Raw genomic sequence first — 19,263 nt, forward strand, 5'->3', positions numbered from 1 at the left:
CTGCAAGGCTACATTGGCGGCGCTGAGGGGCGGCCGTATGTTCGCTGAGGGCTGCGCAGCGCTATGCCGTGTCGGCGACCGGCGGGAGCTCGAAGCATCCGAGTATCGTTTCAGCGGCGTCGACGTCGCCATCGACGTGTGCCGCGCCTTCGGCGGTGGCCAGCCGCAGCGGATGTCCGTCCAGGGTGATGCGCGCGAGCGTGATGGGGTCGGTCGCGACGGTGGCTGCGACATCCGCCGCCTCGCCGGGTTCGACCGTGAACCGGCCGTCGGCCACCGACGCCACGAACGGAAGCCCGCCGAGGCGCAGCCCGATGCGCAGGTCGTGCTCGGGAAGGCGCTCGGGAACCACGTTGGTGCGCAGCGCGAGCACCGACGTCGCGACGCTGATCGGCAGGTCGCGGCGGAGGTTCGGCGAGGCGGCTCCCCACCGGCCGAGGGCCCTGATGATCGGTTCGAGCTCGGTGCCCCACGCCGTGAGCTCGTACACGGTCGCGGAGACCGGCACCGGAAGCGCGCGACGGCGCACGACGCCGGCCGCGACCAGGTCGGCGAGGCGTTGGGCGAGCACGGCCGTGCCGATCGTGGGCATGGCGGCGAGGAGGTCGCTGTAGCGCCGGGGGCCGAGGGTGAGCTCGCGCACGACGAGCAGCGCCCATCGTTCGCCGACGATGTCGAGCGCCTGGGCGGCGCCGCATCCGTCCTGATAGCTGCGCTTGGCCATGGATCGAGTCTATCAGTCAACTTCAGGTTTTGAAGTTATTACTTGCAATTCTGAAGTCGAGCCTGCTTGACTGGGCGGCATCGACGAGGAGGACGACATGACGGCATCGACGACGACCACGACGGAAGCGACCACGAGTGCACCTGCGGGACCGCGCCAGTGGGTCGGGCTCGGGGTGCTGGGCCTGGCCAGCCTGCTCGTCTCGATCGACGTGTTCGTCCTGCTCCTCGCCCTGCCGAGCATCAGCGTCTCGCTCGGCGCGTCGAGTACCGAGCAGCTCTGGATCATGGACGTCTACTCGTTCCTGCTCGCCGGCTTCCTGGTGACCATGGGGGCGGTCGGAGACCGGGTGGGTCGCCGGCGACTGCTGCTCATCGGCGCGACGGCGTTCACCGTGGCATCCGTCGTCGCGGCCTTCTCGACGACGCCGCTGATGCTGATCCTCGCGCGCGGCGCGATGGGCATCGCCGGAGCGACCCTCGCCCCGTCCACGCTCTCGCTCATCAGCACGATGTTCCCGATCGCTCGGCAGCGCTCGGTCGCGATCGGCATCTGGCTCACGTGCTTCATGTCGGGCGCGGTGATCGGGCCGATGGTCGGCGGCATCGTGCTGGAGCACTTCTGGTGGGGCGCCGTGTTCCTGCTCGGCATCCCGCCGATGCTGCTCCTGCTCGTGCTCGGCCCGCTGCTCCTGCCGGAGTACCGCAACGAGGGCGTCGGACGGCTGAACCTCGCGAGCGTCGCGCTCTCGCTCGCGGCGATCCTCCCCGTCGTCTTCGGCGTGAAGGAGATCGCGCGCATCGGCTGGCAGCCCCTGCCCATCGGCGCCATCATCGCAGGCGTGATGATCGCCGCGCTCTTCCTGCGGCGCGAACGGCGACTCGCCGAGCCCCTCCTCGACGTCACGCTGTTCCGGAACCGCCGGTTCAACGCGGCGCTCGTCGGCATGCACCTGATCACGGTCACCGGCGCCTTCATGCTGCTGATCGCGCAGTACCTGCAGCTCGTGCGGGAGTTGCCCCCGTTCGCGGCCGGCGTCGCGATGGTGCCGGCGATCGCCACGGGCGTGATCGGCATGCTCATCGCGCCGTGGCTCGCCCGACGCATCCGCCCGGCCATCCTCATCGCGTCGGGCATGCTCGTCTCGATCGCCGGCTTGGGGATCGTCGTGGCCGCCACGTCGGGGGACCTCGCCTGGATCGTGGTCGGCTACGCGTTCTGGCAGTTCGGCTGCGGCCCGATGGTCGCGCTCGGCACCGACCTCGTGGTCGGCTCGGTTCCGCCGGAGCGCGCGGGCGGCGCCGCCGCACTGTCCGAGACGAGCAGCGAGCTCGGGTTCGCGATCGGCATCGCGGTCATCGGCTCGGTCACCGCCGCCGTGTACCGACTCGGGTTCGCGGATGCCGCGACCGGGCTCCGCCCCACGGAGGCGAGCACCGCGACCGACAGCCTCGTTGGCGCGGCCGAGGTCGCCGTGACCCTGCCCGCCGCGGCCGGAGAGGCGCTCCTCTCGGCCGCGCGCGACGCCTGGCTCACGGGCATGTGGGTGGGCACCGCGCTCATCGCCCTCGTCATGGTCGCGGTCGCGCTGATCGCGCTCGTGTTCCTGCGAGGCGTGGCCGCGTACCGGCCGGAGGCGCCTGCCGAAGAGGTGCCCTAGGGCGCGCCTCAGCTGTAGACGTGCGGCGCGAGCACCGCGACGTCGCGCAGGTTGCGGTAGCGCTCGGCGTAGTCGAGGCCGAAGCCGACGACGAACTGGTTGGGGATGTCGAATCCGAGGTACTTCACGGTCACGTCGACCTTCGCCGCCTCGGGCTTGCGCAGCAGTGCGCAGATCTCCACTGATTCGGCTCCGCGCGACTCCAGGTTGCCGAGCAGCCAGCTGAGCGTCAGGCCCGAGTCGATGATGTCCTCGACGATGAGCACGTGGCGCCCGGTGAGGTCGGTGTCGAGGTCCTTGAGGATGCGAACGACGCCGCTCGACTGCGTACCCGCGCCGTAGGAGGAGACGGCCATCCAGTCCATGTTCACGTGCGACCGGAGCTCGCGGGCCAAGTCGGCCATGACCATGACCGCGCCCTTCAGGACACCGACGAGGAGGAGGTTCTTGCCCTCGTAGTCGGCCTCGATGCGGCGCGCGAGCTCGGCGAGCTTCTCCTGGATCTCGGTCTCGGTGACGAGCACCTCGTTGAGGTCGGACTCGATCTCGCGCGCGTCCATGCTGCTCCCTGTGTCGGTGGGCGAACGGATGCCACGAGCCTACCGCCGTGCGCCGCCGCGCCTCGCGGCGCTCAGGGCTCGGCCCCGTCGGCGGCCTCCTCCGGCTGCACGTCGCGGCGCGCATCGCGAAGCCAGAGCGAGGTCACCACGATGAGCGGCACCTGCATCCCCGCGTAGAGCGCATGGAAGACGTAGTGCATGGGCGTCTGGGCGGGCTCGAACGGCAGGATGCCGAGCGGGAGCACGCTGATCACGCCGCCGATCAACGAGATCCACGCCCACACGAGGAGCGCCCACGTGATGGCGCGCCGGATCGGCCGCACGAACCAGTGCACGACGAGCACGAATGTGATGAGCGTCGGCACGAACGTCTCGACGCTCAGGAGGTCCTGGCCGGGGAGATCGGCGACGTTGTGCAGGACCATTCCGAACCAGGCAACCAGGGCGGAGGCGACGACGGCCGCCGGCCACGTCCGCACCGCGGGGCGATCCATGACCTGACCGTGGCACAGCGCGGCCCCGGCCGCAAGGTCGCCCGGGTTCGCACCGCCCTTCGACGGTCAGCCGGCGGAGAAGACGACGAGTCCGCCCTCTCGACGCGCGCGCACCCTACCCGGCAGGTCGATCGGACCCTGCCCGCGCCAATCCGTCACGAGCCGTGCCACCTCGAGGGTCTGCGTGCGCGTGAGCGGGACGCCGAACTCGCTCCGCACGACGTGCCGGATGATGCGTTGCCTGAGCGCGGCCGGATTCGCCGCGAGCGCCCCGACAGACACTGCGATGCCCGCCTCGGCGGGCTCGCAGATCTCCTCGATGAATTCGTCGATCTGGCTCGTGAACGCCTCGTCGTCTTCGCGCAGCTGCTCGGCCGTGCGCGCCAGCGCCTCGGCGACCCCCGGCCCGAGCTCGGCCTCCAGCACGGGCAGCACGCGCTCGCGCACGCGCACGCGCGCGTACGCGGGATCGAGATTGTGCGGGTCGTCCCACGGAGCGAGGCCCGCATCCAGGCACGCCTGCCGCGTGGTCGCACGGCGGATCCCGAGCAGCGGGCGCGCATACCGGCCCGCGCGTGCGGGCATCCCAGCAAGGCTCGCCGTGCCCGACCCGCGGGCGAGCCCGAGCAGCACGGTCTCGGCCTGGTCGTCGAGCGTGTGGCCGAGCAGCACGAGCGCGGCGCCGGTCTCGTCGGCCGCAGCGTCGAGCGCGGCATACCGGGCGGCGCGAGCGGATGCCTCGGGGCCGCCCTCCCCCATCACCTCCACGCGTCGCACGAGCATGGGGTCGAGCCCGATCGCCCGGGCGGAGTCGGATGCCGCGGCCGCGACATCCGCTGACGCGTCCTGCAGCCCGTGGTCGACGATGACCGCGCCCGCCCGCAGTCCCGCCCGTGGCGCCTCGAACGCCGTGGCCGCGGCGAGCGCGAGCGAGTCGGCCCCGCCCGAGAGCGCGACGAGCACCAGGCCACGCTCGGGCAGACCCGGCAGCACCGCCCGCACCGCCCGGCGCACGTCGGCGATCGGCGGGGTGAGGCGCGGCTTGCGCGCCGAGGGTTCCTCGGAAGGCATCAAGTAACCTTATTCCGCCGCACGCGCCGCACCCCCTGCGGGCGATCGCGGGCCAAGCTTCCATCACCAGAGGAGAACCCAGCATGGGCGAGTACGCCGCCGTCATCGAGATCCCCAAGGGCAGCCGCAACAAGTACGAGGTCGACCACGAGACGGGCCGGGTCTTCCTCGACCGCGTGCTCTACACGTCGTTCTCCTATCCGACCGACTACGGGTTCTTCGAGAACACCCTCGGCGACGACGGCGACCCGCTCGACGTGCTCGTGCTCACCCAGTACCCGCTGTTCCCCGGTGTCGGCGTGAAGGTGCGGCCGGTCGGCGTGTTCCACATGACCGACGACGGCGGCGGCGACGCCAAGGTCATCGCGGTGCCCGCCGGCGACCCCCGGTGGGACGACATCCAGGACGTCGACTCCATCCCCGAGTACACCAGGAAGGAGATCGAGCACTTCTTCGAGCACTACAAGGACCTCGAGCCCGGCAAGTGGGTCAAGACCGAGGGCTGGGCGGATGCCGCCGAAGCCGAGTCGCTCATCGCGAAGGCGATCGAGGCGTACCCGGGTCACTGAGCGGCGGCGCCCACCTCCACGACCCTTTGGCGGCACACGACCTTCTGCTGAAGTCCTCCAGCCGCCAAGAGGTCGTCACGCTGGCATCAGAAGAGCCGCATGCGGCGCGCGCCGACCGGCAGGCCGAGACGTCGCAACCGGTCGACGAGCGGGGTCCTTGCCCACATCTCCGACCAATCCCAGCGCTCGAACGCGCGGAGCTGTCGACGCACGGCGTCTTCACGCTTCTTCTCGCGCACGACGGCCCGGGCGGATGCCGCTGCGCTGCCGCCGCTGAGGTACTTGCCATCGCCATCGGCCTCTCCGCCAGCGCCGAAGTCCTCCCAGTAGAAGTCCAGATGGGCCCGTTCGCGCCACTCGGGCAACCACAGCGCGTGCTGGAGCGTGGGTGCCGGGACGCCGAACTCCTCCATCACGAGCCTGCTGCAGGTCTCAAGTGGAGTGGCCGCCAGCGACGTCGCACGACGGAGCACCGCCACGGTTCGCCGGCTCCGTGCATAGGGCAGCAGTCGTTCATGCTCGGCCGTGAGCCGGTCGATCGTCGTCCTCGGCGGAGTCGGATCCCAGGGCATGGAACAGAGCGCCGCATCGACCGCCACCAGGGCCGCGCCCAGCGTCGCGGAACGGCAGAGCTGGATCAGGCTGTGCTCGACGGAGGTCACGACGACGCCGTCGATCGACTCGACCGCGAAATCGCCGATCCGGGCCATCGCGATCGTGGTGGGCCGCCGATGGCCATGTCCATCGGGAGCCATGACGAACACCTCCGCCGGCCACGCTCCGATGATCGGCAGCCCGTGGACGGCGATCGCCGAGTACGACGTGAAGATCGGAGAGCGCAGGGTTTCCGCGGCAGCGAACACCTGCGCCCGATATTCGAGCGCGGCCCGCTTCGACCTCGACAACGATGCATCCGGCGCCGGCGGCTCGCGATACACGCCGCGACGCACTCGCTCGAGCGATCCCTCGGCGACGGCTGCCGCCAGTGCTGAGGTGAGTCCGGCGGCGCGAGCGTCGCGTGCGAGCACGAACCCGTCACGGTTGGTCAGGAATCCCGGATGCATCCGGTCACGCTGCCACGCCGCGGCATCCGTGATGCATCCGGAGCCCTCGCTGTCGACAACCCGAACGCACCGCATACCTGTGGAGGGACGGCTGGCGGCTCGCCGTGACGACGTGTTGGCGGTCCACGGCGAGATGCAACCGGCCTCCGACCGGCAAAGGGTCGTCGCGTACGACAGCGATCGGGGGGGTGGAGCGCTCAGCCCGCGGGGCGGGCGGCCGCCGACGGGGAGCCCCAGATGAAGTACTCGCGCACGGGCACCCCGTCTCGGGGCGCTTCGAGGATGCGTCCGCCGCCGAGGTAGATGGCGACGTGGTAGTAGTCACCGCCCGATCCCCAGAACAGCAGGTCGCCGCGCCGGATCTGCGAGACGGGCACCGCGAGTCCACGACCGGCGAGCGTGTAGTACTGGTTCGTCGCCGAGTGCGTGCCGATGTAGATCCCCGCGTTGGCGTAGGCCACCTTCGTGAGGCCCGAACAGTCCCAGACGTTCGGTCCGGCGCCGCCCAGGCGGTACGGCTCGCCGAGTTGCTGGCTGGCGAACCAGATCGCCGCCTCGACGGCGCCCGAGTCGGGCGGGGCCGGGGCGGGCGCGGGGGCGGGGGCAGGCGCGGGGGCAGGCGCGGGCGCCAGCGGGGCGGGCGCCCCGGGAGCGGGCGGAGGCGCGGGAGCGGGAGCGGCGGGCTGCGCCGGCTGCGCGGCCTGCGCAGCGGCTGCAGCCGCGGCCGCGGCCTGCGCGGCTGCGGCGGCCGCGGCGGCCGCAGCGGCGGCATCCCGCGCCTGACCCTCCACGCGCTGCCGCTCGAGCTCGGCCGTCGTGTCCTTCATGCTCGCGAGCTGTGCGTAGAGCTCTTCCGACTTCTGCTCCTGCGTGGCGACTGCGGCATTCGCCGCGGCGGCGGCATCGCGTGCCACGTCGGCGCGGGCCTCGGCGAGGGCGGCGAGCCGGTCGCGCTCCTTCGCGGCAGCGGCGGCCTGACCACGCAGCGCGTCGGCGATGTTCCGGTCGGCGATGGCCTGCTCGTAGATGTCGTTCGCCTGCTGCCCCAGCTGCGAGGCCATGCCGAGCTGCTGGAGGAGCGCCTGCGTGTCCTGCCCGGAGAACACCAACTCGGCCGTGAGGTCGTTGCCGGCCGTCTTCGCCAGGTGCGCGGCGAGGAGTCCGGCGCGCATCTTCGAGATCTCGGCGACCGCGTCGGCCTCATCGGCCTGCCGGCCGAGCGCACGTTCCCGCTCGGCAGCGCGGTCGCGTTCGTCGATGGCGATGCGCCAGGCCTCGTCGGCCATCATCGAGGTCTGCACCGCGGCATCCGCTGCCTGCTGCAGTCCTGTGAGGAGTTCACCGACGCGGGCGATCTCGGCCTGCTTGGTCTGCTCGTTCTGCTTCGCCTGCTCGATCTCGCTCCACGAGGGGTAGTCGGGCTCGGCCATGGCCGGTCCGCCGGATGCGACGACCGACGCGGTGACCGCGCCGACGGCGACGGTGGAGAAGAGGGTCGCGGGCTTCACCCGCGACACCGGACGCGTGCGCTGGTCAGCCAAGGTGCACCCCGCGGTCGGCCATGAACCTGTACGGGTCGATGCGGCTGCCGCCCGAGTACACCTCGAAGTGCAGATGGCACCCGGTCGAGGCGCCCGTCGTGCCACTCGACGCGATGTTCTGCCCGGAGCCGACCCACTGGCCGACACCGACGAACCGTCCACCGTCGCGGATGTGCGCGTAGCCCGTGGAGATCCCGCCGCCGTGGTCGATCTTGATGAAGTTGCCGTAGCTGCCCGACCACCCCGAGTAGGTCACGACGCCGCTGTTGGCCGCATAGATCGGCGCGGAGCATCCGGTGGCGATGTCGACGGCGTAGTGGAAGGGACTCGAGCAGTACCCGCCGCCGCAGATCACCTGCCGAGGACCGTAGCTGCCGCTGATGTAGCCCCCCGCGGGCTTGGCCCAGCCCGAGCTCGCGACCGTGCTGGGCCCGCCGCTCGCCATGGCCGCACGCCGCGCGGCCTCTTCCTCCTGGCGACGCCGCTCCTCCTCGGCCTTGCGGATCCGCTCGCCCTCTTCGTAGGCCGCGGCCGTCTTCGCCTCGGTGTCCTTCAGGAAGGCGAGTTGCTGCTCCAGTTCGATCTTCTTCGCCTGCGACTCGGCAAGCGCCGCCTCGGCCGCGGCCTGTGCGGCCTGTGCCACCGCAAGGGCCTCCTCGGCCGCGATGCGGAGCCGCTCGCGCTCGGCGCGAGCCACCTCGGCCTGGTCGGCGAGCGAGCGGGCGGCGTTCTGCTTCTCCTGTGCGCGGTTGTAGATGCCCGACGTGCGCTCGACCATCTTCTCCATGCTGCCGAGCTTCGCGAGCAGGGCCTCGGTCGCGGCGGCATTGCCGGCGTCGAGGAAGAGGTTCACGCCGACGTCGCCAGAGCCCGCGCGGTAGAGCTGCGCCGCCACCTGCCCGGCGTTCTTCTCGGCGGCGGCGGCCTCGGCAGCCGACTGGTCGGCCTGCGCCTGGATCTGGTTCGCGCGCATCACGGCGTCGTCGAACTTCTGCTGCGCCACCATGAGTTCGTCGGTGCGGCGTTCGGCCTCGGCTCGAGTCGCGACGACGTTCGCCTCGAGCTGCGCGATGAGGGCCGTGACCTGCACGACGGCGGCGGCAGCAGCGACGGTGTTGGCCTTCGCGGCCTGCAGTTCGTCCCACGTGGGATACGCCGCCGCCTGCGCACCGGCCGGCACCGCGACCGCGCCGACCACGGCCATCGCGGCGACCGAGAACCCCGCGACGAAGTGCCGGATGCGCCGGCCGAGCAGGCGCGCGCCAGCCCTCCGGCGGCTCCACGTTCGGGGAGATCGTCGGGCTCGGACGGACGGCCTGCGGTCGGTGGTTCGGTTCATGGTTCCCCGGTCCACGCGGGCTCTGGGCCCCGCGCTCCTGGCTGTGGTGCGGACAGGTGCAGCCCTCACGATAGGCACGCCGCCCGCGGTATCCGGGGATTTCGGTCGCGCGTGGCGGATGCCGCAGACGGGTGTCCCTGATGCCGCAACCCGGGCTTCGAGGCATCCGGCGCTCGCGTTTTGCCATTGCGGGCGATGGCACGTATGCTTGCTTGTCGGCGGTCATGCCCTCGGGCACGGCCACTCGGCCCCATCGTTTAGTGGCCTAGGACACCGCCCTTTCACGGCGGCAGCACGGGTTCGAATCCCGTTGGGGTCACCACGACGAGGTCCACTACAATTGAAAAGCCGGTGTTCGAGAGAACACCAACGAGGCCCTGTAGCGCAGTTGGTTAGCGTGCCGCCCTGTCACGGCGGAGGTCGCGGGTTCAAGTCCCGTCAGGGTCGCTCAGGCGACAAGCCCTTTCCCTTTCGAGAGAAGGGGCTTTCTCCTTATCGAGGCACCTGGTCCGGTTTCGATCGGTCGGATGCCCCGAGGCTCTGTAGCTCAGTTGGTAGAGCGTTCGACTGAAAATCGAAAGGTCACCGGATCGATGCCGGTCGGAGCCACCATCAAAACCCCCGGGCAACCGGGGCTTCTGTCGTCGCTCGTGCGGTTCAGAGCGTATGCACCCATCCTGATCACCGTTCTACTGCGAAGAACGACCCCGCCGCGGAACATGAGGAGAATCCGCACAGACGACCGCTGATGACCGCGATGAGGGCGACGTCTCCGTCGAGAGTTCAGCGCAGCTGCGCGAACCCCTCCGCCTTGCGGGTTGGCCCGACGATGAGAATCCTGTCCCCTTCGACCAGCACCGTCTCGGCGTCGGCATTGTGCCACTCAGCGCCAGGATGCTTGTAGGCGGCGATCGTGACGCCGTACTCCTTGCGGAGCCCGGTCTGTCCGAGGGGGACGCCGTGCAGGCGCGCCGGCGGCGAGGACTTCACGATCGCGTACCCCGGTTCGATCTCGATGTAATCGAGCGCCGCGCCACGAACGAGGTGCGCGACGCGCTTGCCCATGTCGGCCTCGGGCCGGATGACGTGGTGCACGCCGAGCTGTTCGAGGATCAGCGCATGCTGCTCGGTGACGGCCTTCGCCCAGATCACCGGCGTCTTCATTCCGAGGAGGACCGAGCAGGTGAGGATGGAGGCGGTGATGTCCGAGCCGATGGCGACGACCACCCGGTCGAACTCGTCGACGGCGAGCTGCTTCAGCACCTCCGCTTTCGTAGAGTCGGCGCGCACCACCTGGGTGAGCTGCCCATTCAACGACTGCACGATGTCCATGGACGCGTCGATGCCGAGCACGTCGGTGCCGGCTCGCATGAGTTCGAGGGCGAGCGAACTGCCGAACCGTCCGAGGCCGATCACCGCCACGGAGTCGGCCTCGGCGATCCGGCGAGACGTGTCGGCAGCTCCGCCGCCGAAGATGGAGAACCTAGCCAATGGCGGGCCTTTCCTTGGGGAGTTCGTAGAGAACGCGGCGCTCTCGGAGCGCGATCGCCGAGCCGAGCGTGAGCGGGCCGATGCGGCCGAGGAACATGAGCAGCACGAGCACGACCTCGGCGGAGGGCGGCAGGTTCGACGTGATGCCCGTCGAAAGGCCGACGGTCGCGAACGCGGAGACCGCCTCGAACAGGACGCGATCGAACGCGAGTCCCGTGAGGTGCATCAGCAGCACAGTCGCGGCCATGACCGCCCCGACGGCCACGAGCACGACGGTGATCGCCTGGCGGTGCACCGCACGTGAGAGCCGCTTGCCGAAGATGTTCACCGCGCCCTCGCCCCGGAACTCGGTCAGCACGATGAAGAACAGCACCGCAAAGGTCGTCACCTTGATGCCGCCCGCGGTGCCCGCCGGGCCGGCGCCGATGAACATCAGCACGTCCATGGCGACCCAGCTCTCGTCGTGCATCAGCCCGATGTCGACGCTGTTGAACCCGGCGGTGCGCGTCTGGACCGACGCGTAGAAGCTCGCGAGGAGTTTCGCCGCCGGGTCGAGCGGACCGAAGGTGTCGGGGTTCGACCACTCCACGGCCGTGAGGTAGGCCGTGCCGCCCACGAGCAGCGCGGCCGTGCCCCACAGCACGAGCCTGGTGTTCATCGACCAGTGCAGCGGGCGCGTGAACTCCTTGCGCAGCTGCATGATGACCGGGAAGCCGAGCCCGCCGAGGATGACCGCCGCCGACATCGGCAGGCAGATGAACGGGTCGGCGACGAAGTCCATCATGTTGTTCGAGTACAGGGCGAAGCCAGCGTTGTTGAACGACGACACCGAGTGGAACAACGCGTGCCACGCGGCATCCTGCGGTGCGTAGTCGTAGCCGAACAGGAACCGCGGGAACAGGAACGTCCATGTCGCGCCCTCGATGGCGAAGGAGATCAGTACGATGCCGCGCACCAGGCCGCGGACATCGTCGTGGCCGATCGCCTTCGCCTCTGTCACCGTGTTCAGGCGCGCCCGCACTGACAGCTTGCGCGCCAGCACGAGGCCGATCAGCGACGCGAAGATCATGATGCCGAGCCCGCCGAGCTGGATGAGCAGCAGGATGACCGCGTGCCCGAGCGGGCTCCAGTGAAGTTCGGTGTCGACGACCGTGAGCCCGGTCACGCAGACTGCGCTCGTCGCCGTGAACAGTGCGTCGATGAAGCTGGTGCCGCTGGGTTCCACGCTCATCGGCGGAAGCCACAGCAGTAGGGTGCCGGCCAGCACGGCGGCGGAGAACCCCATCACCACGGCTTGCGCCGGGTGGAGGCGGGATCCGGGTCGGGTGCGGAGGCGCCGAACGGCGTGCACCGACTCCCGAATAGTCACCCTTCGAGTCCAGCTCAGAATCCGGGGCGCCGGCGTCGGCGTACCGTCAGGATTCCGTTCGCGGCCGTATGGATTCCGTTAGGAGCCTCGGATCAGGGGTCGAACCGGTACCCCATGCCCGGCTCGGTCACGAGGTGACGCGGCTCGGACGGCACCGGCTCGAGCTTGCGCCGCAACTGGGCCATGTAGAGCCGCAGGTACCCGCCGTCATTCGCGTGGTACGGCCCCCACACCTCGCCGAGCAGCATCTGGCGGGTCATGAGCTTGCCGGGGTTGCGGAGCAGCAGCTCGAGCAGCCGCCATTCGGTGGGGGTCAGCCGGATGCTGCTCGGCCGCCCGTCCGGGGTTCGCACCGTACGGGCGGCGAGGTCGACTTCGAGGTCACCGATGCGTACGGATGTCGCGTCCTCCTCCCCCGCCGGCCGCCGCGACCTCGCTCGGATCCGGGCGAGGAACTCGTCCATCGCGAACGGCTTGGTGACGTAGTCGTCGGCGCCTGCGTCGAGCGCCTCGACCTTCTCGGTCGAGTCGGTGCGACCCGAGAGCACGAGGATCGGTACGCTCGACCAGGCGCGAACGGCTCGGATGACGTCGAGGCCGTCGACCCTCGGCATGCCGAGGTCGAGCACGATGAGGTCGGGATGCCCGTTCGCCGCGAGGTCGATGGCCTCCGCACCATTGCGAGCCTGCAGCACCTCGTAACCGCGGGCGGTCAGCGTGATGCGCAGCGCGCGCTGCAGCTGCTCGTCGTCGTCGGCCAAGAGGATCCTCACGCGACCTCCTCCGCGGGGAGGGTGACCACCATCGTCACGCCGCCGCCCGGCGTGTCCTCCACGTCCAGTGTGCCGTCCATCCCCTCGACGAAGCCCTTCGACAGCGCGAGACCGAGGCCGAGGCCCGCGTCGTTGTCGGTGTCGCCGAGCCGCTGGAACGGTGTGAACACCTGATCACGACGCTCGACCGGGATGCCGGGCCCGCGGTCCACAATCCGCAGCTGCACCGAACCCCGGAAGGTACTTGCGGTCACCCGCACACGCTCGCCCGGTGGTGAGAACCGTAGGGCGTTGGCGAGGAGATTCACGACGACGCGCTGGAGCAGCACGCCATCCGCGAGCACCCGCGGCGCGTCATCCGGCAGCTCGAGCTCGAGCTCCCCGGGACCGGCCCGCAGCTCCTCGAGGGCAGGGAACACCACGTCGGCGACCTCGGCAGGCGCGATGGTGACGGCGAGCACGCCAGCCTGCACCCGACTCACGTCGAGCAGGTTCGTGACGAGTTCCGCGAGCGACTCCAGACTCACCGCGGCGGTATCGAGCAGCTCCCGTCGCTCGGTATCCCCGAGCTTCACGTCGTCGGTCCGTAGCGCGCTCACTGCGGCACTTGCGGCAGTCAGTGGACGGCGCAGGTCGTGCCCTACGGCGGCGAGTAGGGCGCTGCGCACCCGATCGGTCTCGGCGAGCGAGTCGGCCGCCGACGCCGCGCTCGCGAGCGCGCCCTGCTCGATCGCCGTCTCCAGTTGGGTCGCGATCACCGCGAGCAGTCGACGCTCGGATGCCTCGAGCTCGCGCCCGTGGAGCTCGAGTAGGCCGCGGGCGCCGATCGGCACGTCCGCGTGGTGTTCGTCGGGCGTGGGCTCCCCGTCGGTGACGAGGACCTCTCCATCGACGAGCAGCCGGACGCCGGTCAACCCGAACGCCTCCCGGGTGCGCGTCACCATCGCCTGCAGGGCGCCCTCCCCGCGCAGCACGCTCCCGGCAATCGTGGCGAGCAGTTCCGACTCAGCCGCCGACCGCCTCGCCTCACGCGTGCGGCGGGCCGCCTGATCGACGACGTAGCTGACCAGCAGCGCATTGACCACGTAGAAGACAAGGGCCAACAGCTGCCTGGGCTGCCCGATCGCGAACGTGTACTGCGGCTCGATGAACAGGAAGTTCAGCGTGATACCCGAGAGCACCGCCGCGAACAACCCTGGCCACAGTCCCCCGACCAACGCGACGACGATGACGAGCAACTGATAGGCGAGCACGTCGCCCGTGATCGATGACTCGGAACGAAGCAGCCAGAGGAGCCAGCTCAGCAACGGGCCGGCGACGAGTGCCACGGCGAAGCCGGCGATGCGTCGACGCCCGCTGAGCGCCCCGCCGAGCCGCGGCAGCGAGAAGCCCGATCCTGCCGCCGCGTGCGTCACGATGTGCACGTCGATGTCGCCGGACTCGCGGATCACGGTCGCACCGATGCCCGGACCGGTGAACGCGGCGGCGAGCCGTGACCTGCGGCTTACCCCGATGACGAGCTGCGTGGCATCCGATGCCCGCGCGAAATCGACGAGTGCCCTCGGGATGTCTCCGCCGACCACCTCGTGGAAGGTACCCCCGAGGCGCTCGACGAGCGTGCGCTGCCGATCGAGGGCTTCCGGATGCCGCGTCCGCAGGCCGTCTGGACTGGTCACGTGCACGGCGAGGAGCTCACCGCCCGACGAGCGCGCCGCGATGCGGGCGCCGCGCCGCAGCAGCGTCTCCCCCTCGGGCCCGCCCGGCAGCGCGACGACGACACGCTCCCGTGCCTCCCACCTGCCGGTGATGCCGTGCTCGGCGCGGTACGCCTTGAGGGCCTGGTCGACCTCGTCGGCGAGCCAGAGCAGTGCGAGCTCCCGGAGTGCCGTGAGGTTGCCGAGCCGGAAGTAGTTCGACAGGGCCGCGTCGATGCGCTCGGCCGGGTACACGAGGCCGGTCGCGAGCCGGTCCCGCAGGGCCTGCGGCGCCAGGTCGACCACCTCGACCTGGTCGGCAGCGCGCAGTACGGCGTCTGGGACGGTCTCGCCCTGCGTCATGCCCGTGATCTCGGAGACGACGTCGCCGAGCGATTCGATGTGCTGCGTGTTCACGGTCGAAATGACGTCAATGCCGGCGTCGAGCAGGTCGTCGACGTCCTGCCAACGCTTCACGTGACGGGAGCCCGGTGCGTTCGTATGGGCGAGTTCGTCGATGAGGGCGATCTCGGGCTTCCGCGCCAGCAACGCGTCGACGTCCATCTCCTCGAGCCGGAGGCCGCGGTGCGTCTCGACGCGTCGCGGGACGACCTCGAACCCGTCAACCATCTCCGCCGTGGCGGCTCTGCCGTGCGGCTCGACGAATCCCACGACGACGTCGTGCCCCTCGTCGCGAAGGCGCCGACCCTCCTCGAGCATCGCGTACGTCTTGCCGACACCGGGAGCCGCGCCCAGCAGCACGCGGAGCCGTCCCCGTCCCATAGCGCCCAGTCTCCCACCATGCGACCGCGAGGCCGCAGCCTCTTTGCCGCGGCGCCCCACCGCGACGCGGCACCGGCGGTAAGACCCGTCGCCGTCGGTGCGCTGGCCCTGGCCGTCACCGCCAGGCCGTCCAGCCAATGGATATGGTCGATCCCGTACGGGTACGTGTCGAGTGGAATGGACGGGGATGGGATGGTCGAGACGACGGTCGTGGTCGAGCGGGGAGACGAGCTCGGCGAGGGATATCGGCGCCGCATCGCCGAGGTCTACGTGCGGAGCTTCGCAGATGACTTCGTCGCGTTCTCGCGAGACACCGGCAAGCTGGCCGACGCGTTCGAGCACATGCTGCTGCTCGAACGGTTCTACGTCGCGCTCGTGGACGGGGAGCCTGCCGGCCTCGCCTCGCTCACCGAGGGTGACCAGACCCTGCTCGCGCCGCGATGGCGGGAGGTCCGGCGTCACCTCGGGGTGGTGCGCGGAGGGCTCGCATACGTGGTGATCCGGAACTGGTTCATGCGCCCCTCCGACGGCGCGCGACCGGGGCTCGCTGAGATCGGGTTCGTCGCCACCGAGCCGGCCTTCCAGGGTCGCGGCGTCGCGACCGCGTTGCTGCGTCACCTGCTGGCGTTGCCCGAGTATCGCGAGTACGTGCTCGAGGACATCAAGGACACCAACGCACCAGCACTCCACGTCTACGCGAAGCTCGGCTTCACGGTGTACAAGCGTCGAAAGGTGCGCTTCGCCCGACGCGTCGGATTCACCGAGCTCGTGTCGATGAAGCTCATTCAGGACCCGGCACCGCAGGCCGACAGTGGGCGATCACCCGGAGTCGTCTGACGATCGGCGCCTCCGACCGCCCGCACGTCAGCGTCAACCGAAGGTGAAGCAGTACACCTCGATGCCGGCATCGAGGAACTCGATCTCGAACCTTCGGTTCCCGATCGGCCCCGGTTGGCGGATCAGCTGGAAGGTGGTCTGCTCGCCAACCACGCCGCGACCGTCGGATGTCACATCGGTTCCGTGCGCGTCATCCACGGGTCGGCCGTCGAGCGTGACCCGGAACGGTATCGAGGAGCCGGCGGCCCGCGGGCCCATCACGAGGTTGACGTCCCGGGCGTGGAACTGGAACGCGACCCTCGCACCCGGGGTGTTCGAGCCGGCGGCATGCCGCGCGACGGTCCAATTCCCTGAGAGATCCCACGAGTTCAGCGACAGGTGCTCCGAGTCGGCGTACTCGTGCGGCAGGTCGAACGCCGCGACGCGCTCCGATGCGAAACCGCTGCTCTGGCTGTACCCGAGGTAGGTCTCAGGAGATCGCAGCGATTGCCAGTCGGCCGCAACCTCGAGTCCTCGGGGCTCGACGTCCACGAGGTCCTGGTCGAGATCTCGAGCCCCCGCGTCAAGCAGGAGTCGTTGGATCACCATCTCGGTCTGCGCATACTCCCCCTCACCGAAGTGGTGGTGGCGGATCCGACCCTCTGCGTCGCCGATGTAGACCGCCGGCCAGAAGTGGTTGGCGAAGGCACCCCACACCCGGTAGTCGCTGTCGACCACGACGGGGTACTCGACGCCGAGCTTTCGGGTCTGTGCGGCCACGTTGTCGAGGTCTGCCTCGAACCCGAACTCGGGGGTGTGCACTCCAACCACGGTCAAGCCCGCTTCCGCGTACTTCGCGGCCCAGGCCCGGACATAGGGAAGTGTCCGAATCCAGTTGACGCACGTGTACGTCCAGAAGTCGACGAGCACGACCCGGCCGCGCAGCGCGTCGGGTGTCAGCGGATCGGAGTTGAGCCATGCCGTCGCTCCGTCGAACGGGGCGAGTCGCCCTTCGTCGGGAAGCGCGCCGCCGTCGCTCGCCAGCCAATGGGCGATGGAACGGATGATGCCGCTGCGGGCGCGACCATCGGAGCCCATCGTGGCATCGGCGTCGATCAGGTTCTGCGAATCGTTCATCGGGATACCTCCAGGGAAGCGTTGCTCGGTCATTCGGACTGGTCCGTTGCGCTCGGTGCCCCGTCGGTTGCGGGTATCGCTCCCTGGGCGAGCTTGAGGCGAGTCCAGACGTTCATGTTGATGATCACCGCCGCGATCTCGGCGATCTCCTGCTCGTTGAAGTGGAGGCGAAGCTCATCGTGCAATTCGGCGAACCGCGCGATGTCGTAGGTCGTGAGGCCTTCGCAGTACGCGAGCGCGGCCTTCTCGTCGGGCGAGAACATGGCGCTCTCGCGCCAGCCGGCGAGATGGGCGACCACCTCGGACGGGATCCCGACTCGGTCCGCCTCGTGGGTGTGCAGGACCAGGCAATAGGGGCACGGATTGAGCTGGGCCACGCGAAGCCGAAGCAGTTCGGCAAGACGTGGCGTCAGCGACAGCTGCGCCGTGTACCCGAACCGAAGGGCCATCTGCTTCGCGAGCTCGTGGAATGGCGTGAGATCTGGATCGAAGCGCGCATTCTCGAACCGCACCTCGGAGCGGCCATCCCCGACCGGTCGTGGTGCGGAAGTTCGAATCGGCGCCTTGGTCATGACCATCCCGGCTGTCAACGCCTGATCTCGGGAAGCTTGTCGCCGATGTGTCCGGGCGCCGTGACGGCGAGCACCCGTTGCACGAAGGCGTCGTACTCCTCCATGAAGTGACGCAGAAAGTCGGCCGTCGCGTCGTTCCTGACCTCGCCGTCGTCGCCGAACACGTCGGAACTGAACGTGATGTACGCCTCGGGTGCGTTCAACTGCGGGGCATCCAGGAAGCTCAGCACGCTCCGCATCGAGGACTGCATCACCGCGGTTCCGATGCCGCCGGGCGAGGCGCCGATGATGCCGGTGGGTTTCATCGCGAAGGAGTTCGATCCCCACGGCCGGGAGCCCCAGTCGATGGCGTTCTTGAGGGCGCCGGGGATCGAGCGGTTGTACTCCGGCGACACGAAGAGGATGCCGTCGGATGCCTCGATCGCCTGTTTGAGTGCTCGCGCGGGTGGCGGGAAATTCGCGTCGTAGTCCTGGCTGTAGAGCGGCAGGTCGCGGATCGAGATCTCGGTGAACTCGAGGTCATCCGGTGCGAGTTTGAGCAGGGCCTTCGAGAGCGTTCGGTTGATCGACGTGCTCGAGAGGCTGCCGACGAAGTAGCCGATCTTGTGGGCGTGCATGAGCGAAGTTCCTTCCTCGGGTGTCCGCCGCGACGTCGGCCATGACGGAGCTCCCTTCGTGCGTCTCAGTGGTCTCCGGCGACGGAGATGATCGTCTTCCCCTGCACGCGCCGGTCGGGCGCGAAGGCCGCCGCGGACTCGGCAAGGGGCCGCACCGCGCCGATGATCGGTCTGAGGCGACCATCCTGGAGACGACGTCCCAGATCGGCGAGACGGATGCGGTCCGGCTCGACGACGAAGAAGATCGCCTGGCCGTTCTCCGGTTGCCGCGGTGGCGGGCCGGCGATGGTCACGATCCGGCCTCCTGGGCGCAGGACGCCGAGGGATTGCTCGAAGACCTCCCCGCCGAGCACGTCGAAGACGAGATCCACCTGGCCGAGGGCCTCGAGTCGATCGGCCTGCAGGTCCACGAACTCGTCCGCACCGAGTTCGAGCGCGGCGTCCCGGTCCTTGGCGCGTCCGGTGCCGATCACCCGTGCTCCCACCTCGTGGGCGAGCTGGACCGCGATGGAGCCGACACCGCCGGCCGCCCCGTGGATGAGCACCGTCTGCCCGGCCTCGAGGCGTCCGTGGTCGAACAACCCCTGCCACGACGTGAGACCCGAGATCGGCACTGCCGCGGCGGTGACGAAGTCCACGCTCGCGGGCAGCGGGGCGAGGTTCCGCGCCTCGACGGCGGCGAACTCCGCCAGGGAACCGTTGCGAGTCCAATCCGTCAATCCGAACACGCGCTGCCCCACGGTGAGCCCGCTGGTGCCGTAGCCGAGCTCCACGACGACGCCGGCCAACTCATGGCCCGGCACGCTGGGCGTGCGGTCCCGGCCGGCACGGTCGACCCAGGTACCCGGCCAGGTCAGCTCGCCGGTCGTGAACCCGGCGGCGTGCACACGAACGATGACGTCGTTCTCGGCGGCGTGCGGGTGATCGATGTCGATCAGCGTCATCGCCTCGACGCCGAGACCTTCCTTGGCGACCGTGATGGCCTTCAT

18 protein-coding genes and 3 tRNA genes are annotated in these 19,263 nt (G+C 69.7%); 6 read left to right on the plus strand and 15 right to left on the minus strand.

All coding sequences use genetic code 11. The features are described from left to right. Window positions 1-61: 61 nt before the first annotated feature. Window positions 62-724 carry a helix-turn-helix domain-containing protein gene (locus AB0K73_RS09285; protein WP_360517362.1) on the minus strand — a complete coding sequence of 221 codons (663 nt, stop codon included), beginning with the start codon at window positions 722-724 and terminating at the stop codon, window positions 62-64. A 97-nt stretch (window positions 725-821) separates the two neighbouring features. On the opposite strand from AB0K73_RS09285, the gene AB0K73_RS09290 reads away from it, so the two are divergent. Further along, window positions 822-2,384, plus strand: coding sequence for an MFS transporter (locus AB0K73_RS09290; protein ID WP_360517365.1), 1,563 nt, complete (start codon window positions 822-824; stop codon window positions 2,382-2,384). Window positions 2,385-2,392: 8 nt separating this feature from the next. Here AB0K73_RS09290 and hpt read toward each other — a convergent pair whose 3' ends face one another. From hpt to tilS, 3 genes are all read right to left on the minus strand, one after another. Beyond that, window positions 2,393-2,944, minus strand: coding sequence for a hypoxanthine phosphoribosyltransferase (hpt, locus tag AB0K73_RS09295; RefSeq protein WP_360517368.1), 552 nt, complete (start codon window positions 2,942-2,944; stop codon window positions 2,393-2,395). A 71-nt stretch (window positions 2,945-3,015) separates the two neighbouring features. Then, a complete protein-coding gene (locus AB0K73_RS09300; protein WP_360517371.1) occupies window positions 3,016-3,438 on the minus strand; it encodes a hypothetical protein in 423 nt (140 codons plus the stop codon). 66 nt (window positions 3,439-3,504) lie between these two features. Continuing rightward, window positions 3,505-4,509 (minus strand): tRNA lysidine(34) synthetase TilS, encoded by a 1,005-nt coding sequence (gene tilS / locus AB0K73_RS09305; protein ID WP_360517374.1) that lies wholly within the window; start codon window positions 4,507-4,509, stop codon window positions 3,505-3,507. A 62-nt stretch (window positions 4,510-4,571) separates the two neighbouring features. Between tilS and ppa the strand changes: the two genes are divergently transcribed. Further along, entirely contained in the window at window positions 4,572-5,078 is a 507-nt protein-coding gene (gene ppa, locus AB0K73_RS09310) for an inorganic diphosphatase (RefSeq protein ID WP_360517805.1), read from the plus strand. A gap of 86 nt (window positions 5,079-5,164) precedes the next feature. Here the strand turns inward: ppa and AB0K73_RS09315 are convergent, their stop codons facing one another. From AB0K73_RS09315 to AB0K73_RS09325, 3 genes are all read right to left on the minus strand, one after another. Continuing rightward, complete coding sequence (locus tag AB0K73_RS09315; protein WP_360517377.1) at window positions 5,165-6,142, minus strand: type IV toxin-antitoxin system AbiEi family antitoxin domain-containing protein; 978 nt, start codon at window positions 6,140-6,142, stop codon at window positions 5,165-5,167. Window positions 6,143-6,339: 197 nt separating this feature from the next. Continuing rightward, window positions 6,340-7,683 (minus strand): C40 family peptidase, encoded by a 1,344-nt coding sequence (locus AB0K73_RS09320; protein ID WP_360517380.1) that lies wholly within the window; start codon window positions 7,681-7,683, stop codon window positions 6,340-6,342. Further along, window positions 7,676-9,022 carry a M23 family metallopeptidase gene (locus AB0K73_RS09325; protein WP_360517383.1) on the minus strand — a complete coding sequence of 449 codons (1,347 nt, stop codon included), beginning with the start codon at window positions 9,020-9,022 and terminating at the stop codon, window positions 7,676-7,678. The genes AB0K73_RS09320 and AB0K73_RS09325 overlap by 8 nt, the downstream gene beginning before the upstream one ends. Before the next feature lie 246 nt (window positions 9,023-9,268). Here AB0K73_RS09325 and AB0K73_RS09330 point away from each other — a divergent pair. The 3 genes from AB0K73_RS09330 (at window position 9,269) to AB0K73_RS09340 (ending at window position 9,634) form a co-directional block, all read left to right on the plus strand. Then, a tRNA-Glu gene (locus AB0K73_RS09330) sits at window positions 9,269-9,344 on the plus strand. A 51-nt stretch (window positions 9,345-9,395) separates the two neighbouring features. Then, window positions 9,396-9,469 (plus strand) — tRNA-Asp (locus tag AB0K73_RS09335). An 89-nt stretch (window positions 9,470-9,558) separates the two neighbouring features. Further along, window positions 9,559-9,634 (plus strand) — tRNA-Phe (locus AB0K73_RS09340). A 171-nt stretch (window positions 9,635-9,805) separates the two neighbouring features. Here the strand turns inward: AB0K73_RS09340 and AB0K73_RS09345 are convergent. The 4 genes from AB0K73_RS09345 to AB0K73_RS09360 form a co-directional block, all read right to left on the minus strand. After that, window positions 9,806-10,513 (minus strand): TrkA family potassium uptake protein, encoded by a 708-nt coding sequence (locus AB0K73_RS09345; RefSeq protein WP_360517386.1) that lies wholly within the window; start codon window positions 10,511-10,513, stop codon window positions 9,806-9,808. Further along, window positions 10,506-11,882, minus strand: a complete 1,377-nt coding sequence (locus AB0K73_RS09350; RefSeq protein ID WP_360517389.1) for a potassium transporter TrkG — start codon at window positions 11,880-11,882, stop codon at window positions 10,506-10,508. The genes AB0K73_RS09345 and AB0K73_RS09350 overlap by 8 nt, the downstream gene beginning before the upstream one ends. Window positions 11,883-11,974: 92 nt before the next feature. Next, window positions 11,975-12,655, minus strand: coding sequence for a response regulator (locus tag AB0K73_RS09355; RefSeq protein ID WP_360517392.1), 681 nt, complete (start codon window positions 12,653-12,655; stop codon window positions 11,975-11,977). After that, window positions 12,652-15,132, minus strand: coding sequence for an ATP-binding protein (locus AB0K73_RS09360; RefSeq protein ID WP_360517395.1), 2,481 nt, complete (start codon window positions 15,130-15,132; stop codon window positions 12,652-12,654). Before AB0K73_RS09360 ends, AB0K73_RS09355 begins: the two co-directional genes overlap by 4 nt. A gap of 192 nt (window positions 15,133-15,324) precedes the next feature. Here AB0K73_RS09360 and AB0K73_RS09365 point away from each other — a divergent pair, with 192 nt between their 5' ends. Continuing rightward, complete coding sequence (locus tag AB0K73_RS09365; RefSeq protein ID WP_360517398.1) at window positions 15,325-15,969, plus strand: GNAT family N-acetyltransferase; 645 nt, start codon at window positions 15,325-15,327, stop codon at window positions 15,967-15,969. 33 nt (window positions 15,970-16,002) lie between these two features. Here AB0K73_RS09365 and AB0K73_RS09370 read toward each other — a convergent pair whose 3' ends face one another. From AB0K73_RS09370 to AB0K73_RS09385, 4 genes are all read right to left on the minus strand, one after another. Next, window positions 16,003-17,085 carry a redoxin domain-containing protein gene (locus AB0K73_RS09370; protein WP_360517401.1) on the minus strand — a complete coding sequence of 361 codons (1,083 nt, stop codon included), beginning with the start codon at window positions 17,083-17,085 and terminating at the stop codon, window positions 16,003-16,005. 29 nt (window positions 17,086-17,114) lie between these two features. Next, window positions 17,115-17,597, minus strand: a complete 483-nt coding sequence (locus AB0K73_RS09375; protein WP_360517404.1) for a carboxymuconolactone decarboxylase family protein — start codon at window positions 17,595-17,597, stop codon at window positions 17,115-17,117. A gap of 74 nt (window positions 17,598-17,671) precedes the next feature. Beyond that, window positions 17,672-18,274, minus strand: coding sequence for an NADPH-dependent FMN reductase (locus AB0K73_RS09380; RefSeq protein WP_360517407.1), 603 nt, complete (start codon window positions 18,272-18,274; stop codon window positions 17,672-17,674). 65 nt (window positions 18,275-18,339) lie between these two features. Then, window positions 18,340-19,263 (minus strand): NADP-dependent oxidoreductase, encoded by a 924-nt coding sequence (locus tag AB0K73_RS09385; RefSeq protein ID WP_360517410.1) that lies wholly within the window; start codon window positions 19,261-19,263, stop codon window positions 18,340-18,342.

The organism is Agromyces sp. NPDC052230 (assembly GCF_040679595.1).
Lineage (GTDB): Bacteria > Actinomycetota > Actinomycetes > Actinomycetales > Microbacteriaceae > Agromyces.

Coding starts and splice junctions, on each gene's coding strand:
- AB0K73_RS09360 (WP_360517395.1), bottom strand. CDS start 15,132: ATGGGACGGGGACGGCTCCGCGTGCTGCTGGGCGCGGCTCCCGGTGTC.
- AB0K73_RS09300 (WP_360517371.1), bottom strand. CDS start 3,438: ATGGATCGCCCCGCGGTGCGGACGTGGCCGGCGGCCGTCGTCGCCTCC.
- AB0K73_RS09285 (WP_360517362.1), bottom strand. CDS start 724: ATGGCCAAGCGCAGCTATCAGGACGGATGCGGCGCCGCCCAGGCGCTC.
- tilS (WP_360517374.1), bottom strand. CDS start 4,509: ATGCCTTCCGAGGAACCCTCGGCGCGCAAGCCGCGCCTCACCCCGCCG.
- AB0K73_RS09370 (WP_360517401.1), bottom strand. CDS start 17,085: ATGAACGATTCGCAGAACCTGATCGACGCCGATGCCACGATGGGCTCC.
- hpt (WP_360517368.1), bottom strand. CDS start 2,944: ATGGACGCGCGCGAGATCGAGTCCGACCTCAACGAGGTGCTCGTCACC.
- AB0K73_RS09385 (WP_360517410.1), bottom strand. CDS start 19,263: ATGAAGGCCATCACGGTCGCCAAGGAAGGTCTCGGCGTCGAGGCGATG.
- AB0K73_RS09290 (WP_360517365.1), top strand. CDS start 822: ATGACGGCATCGACGACGACCACGACGGAAGCGACCACGAGTGCACCT.
- AB0K73_RS09380 (WP_360517407.1), bottom strand. CDS start 18,274: ATGCACGCCCACAAGATCGGCTACTTCGTCGGCAGCCTCTCGAGCACG.
- AB0K73_RS09325 (WP_360517383.1), bottom strand. CDS start 9,022: ATGAACCGAACCACCGACCGCAGGCCGTCCGTCCGAGCCCGACGATCT.
- AB0K73_RS09315 (WP_360517377.1), bottom strand. CDS start 6,142: ATGCATCCGGGATTCCTGACCAACCGTGACGGGTTCGTGCTCGCACGC.
- AB0K73_RS09365 (WP_360517398.1), top strand. CDS start 15,325: ATGGTCGAGACGACGGTCGTGGTCGAGCGGGGAGACGAGCTCGGCGAG.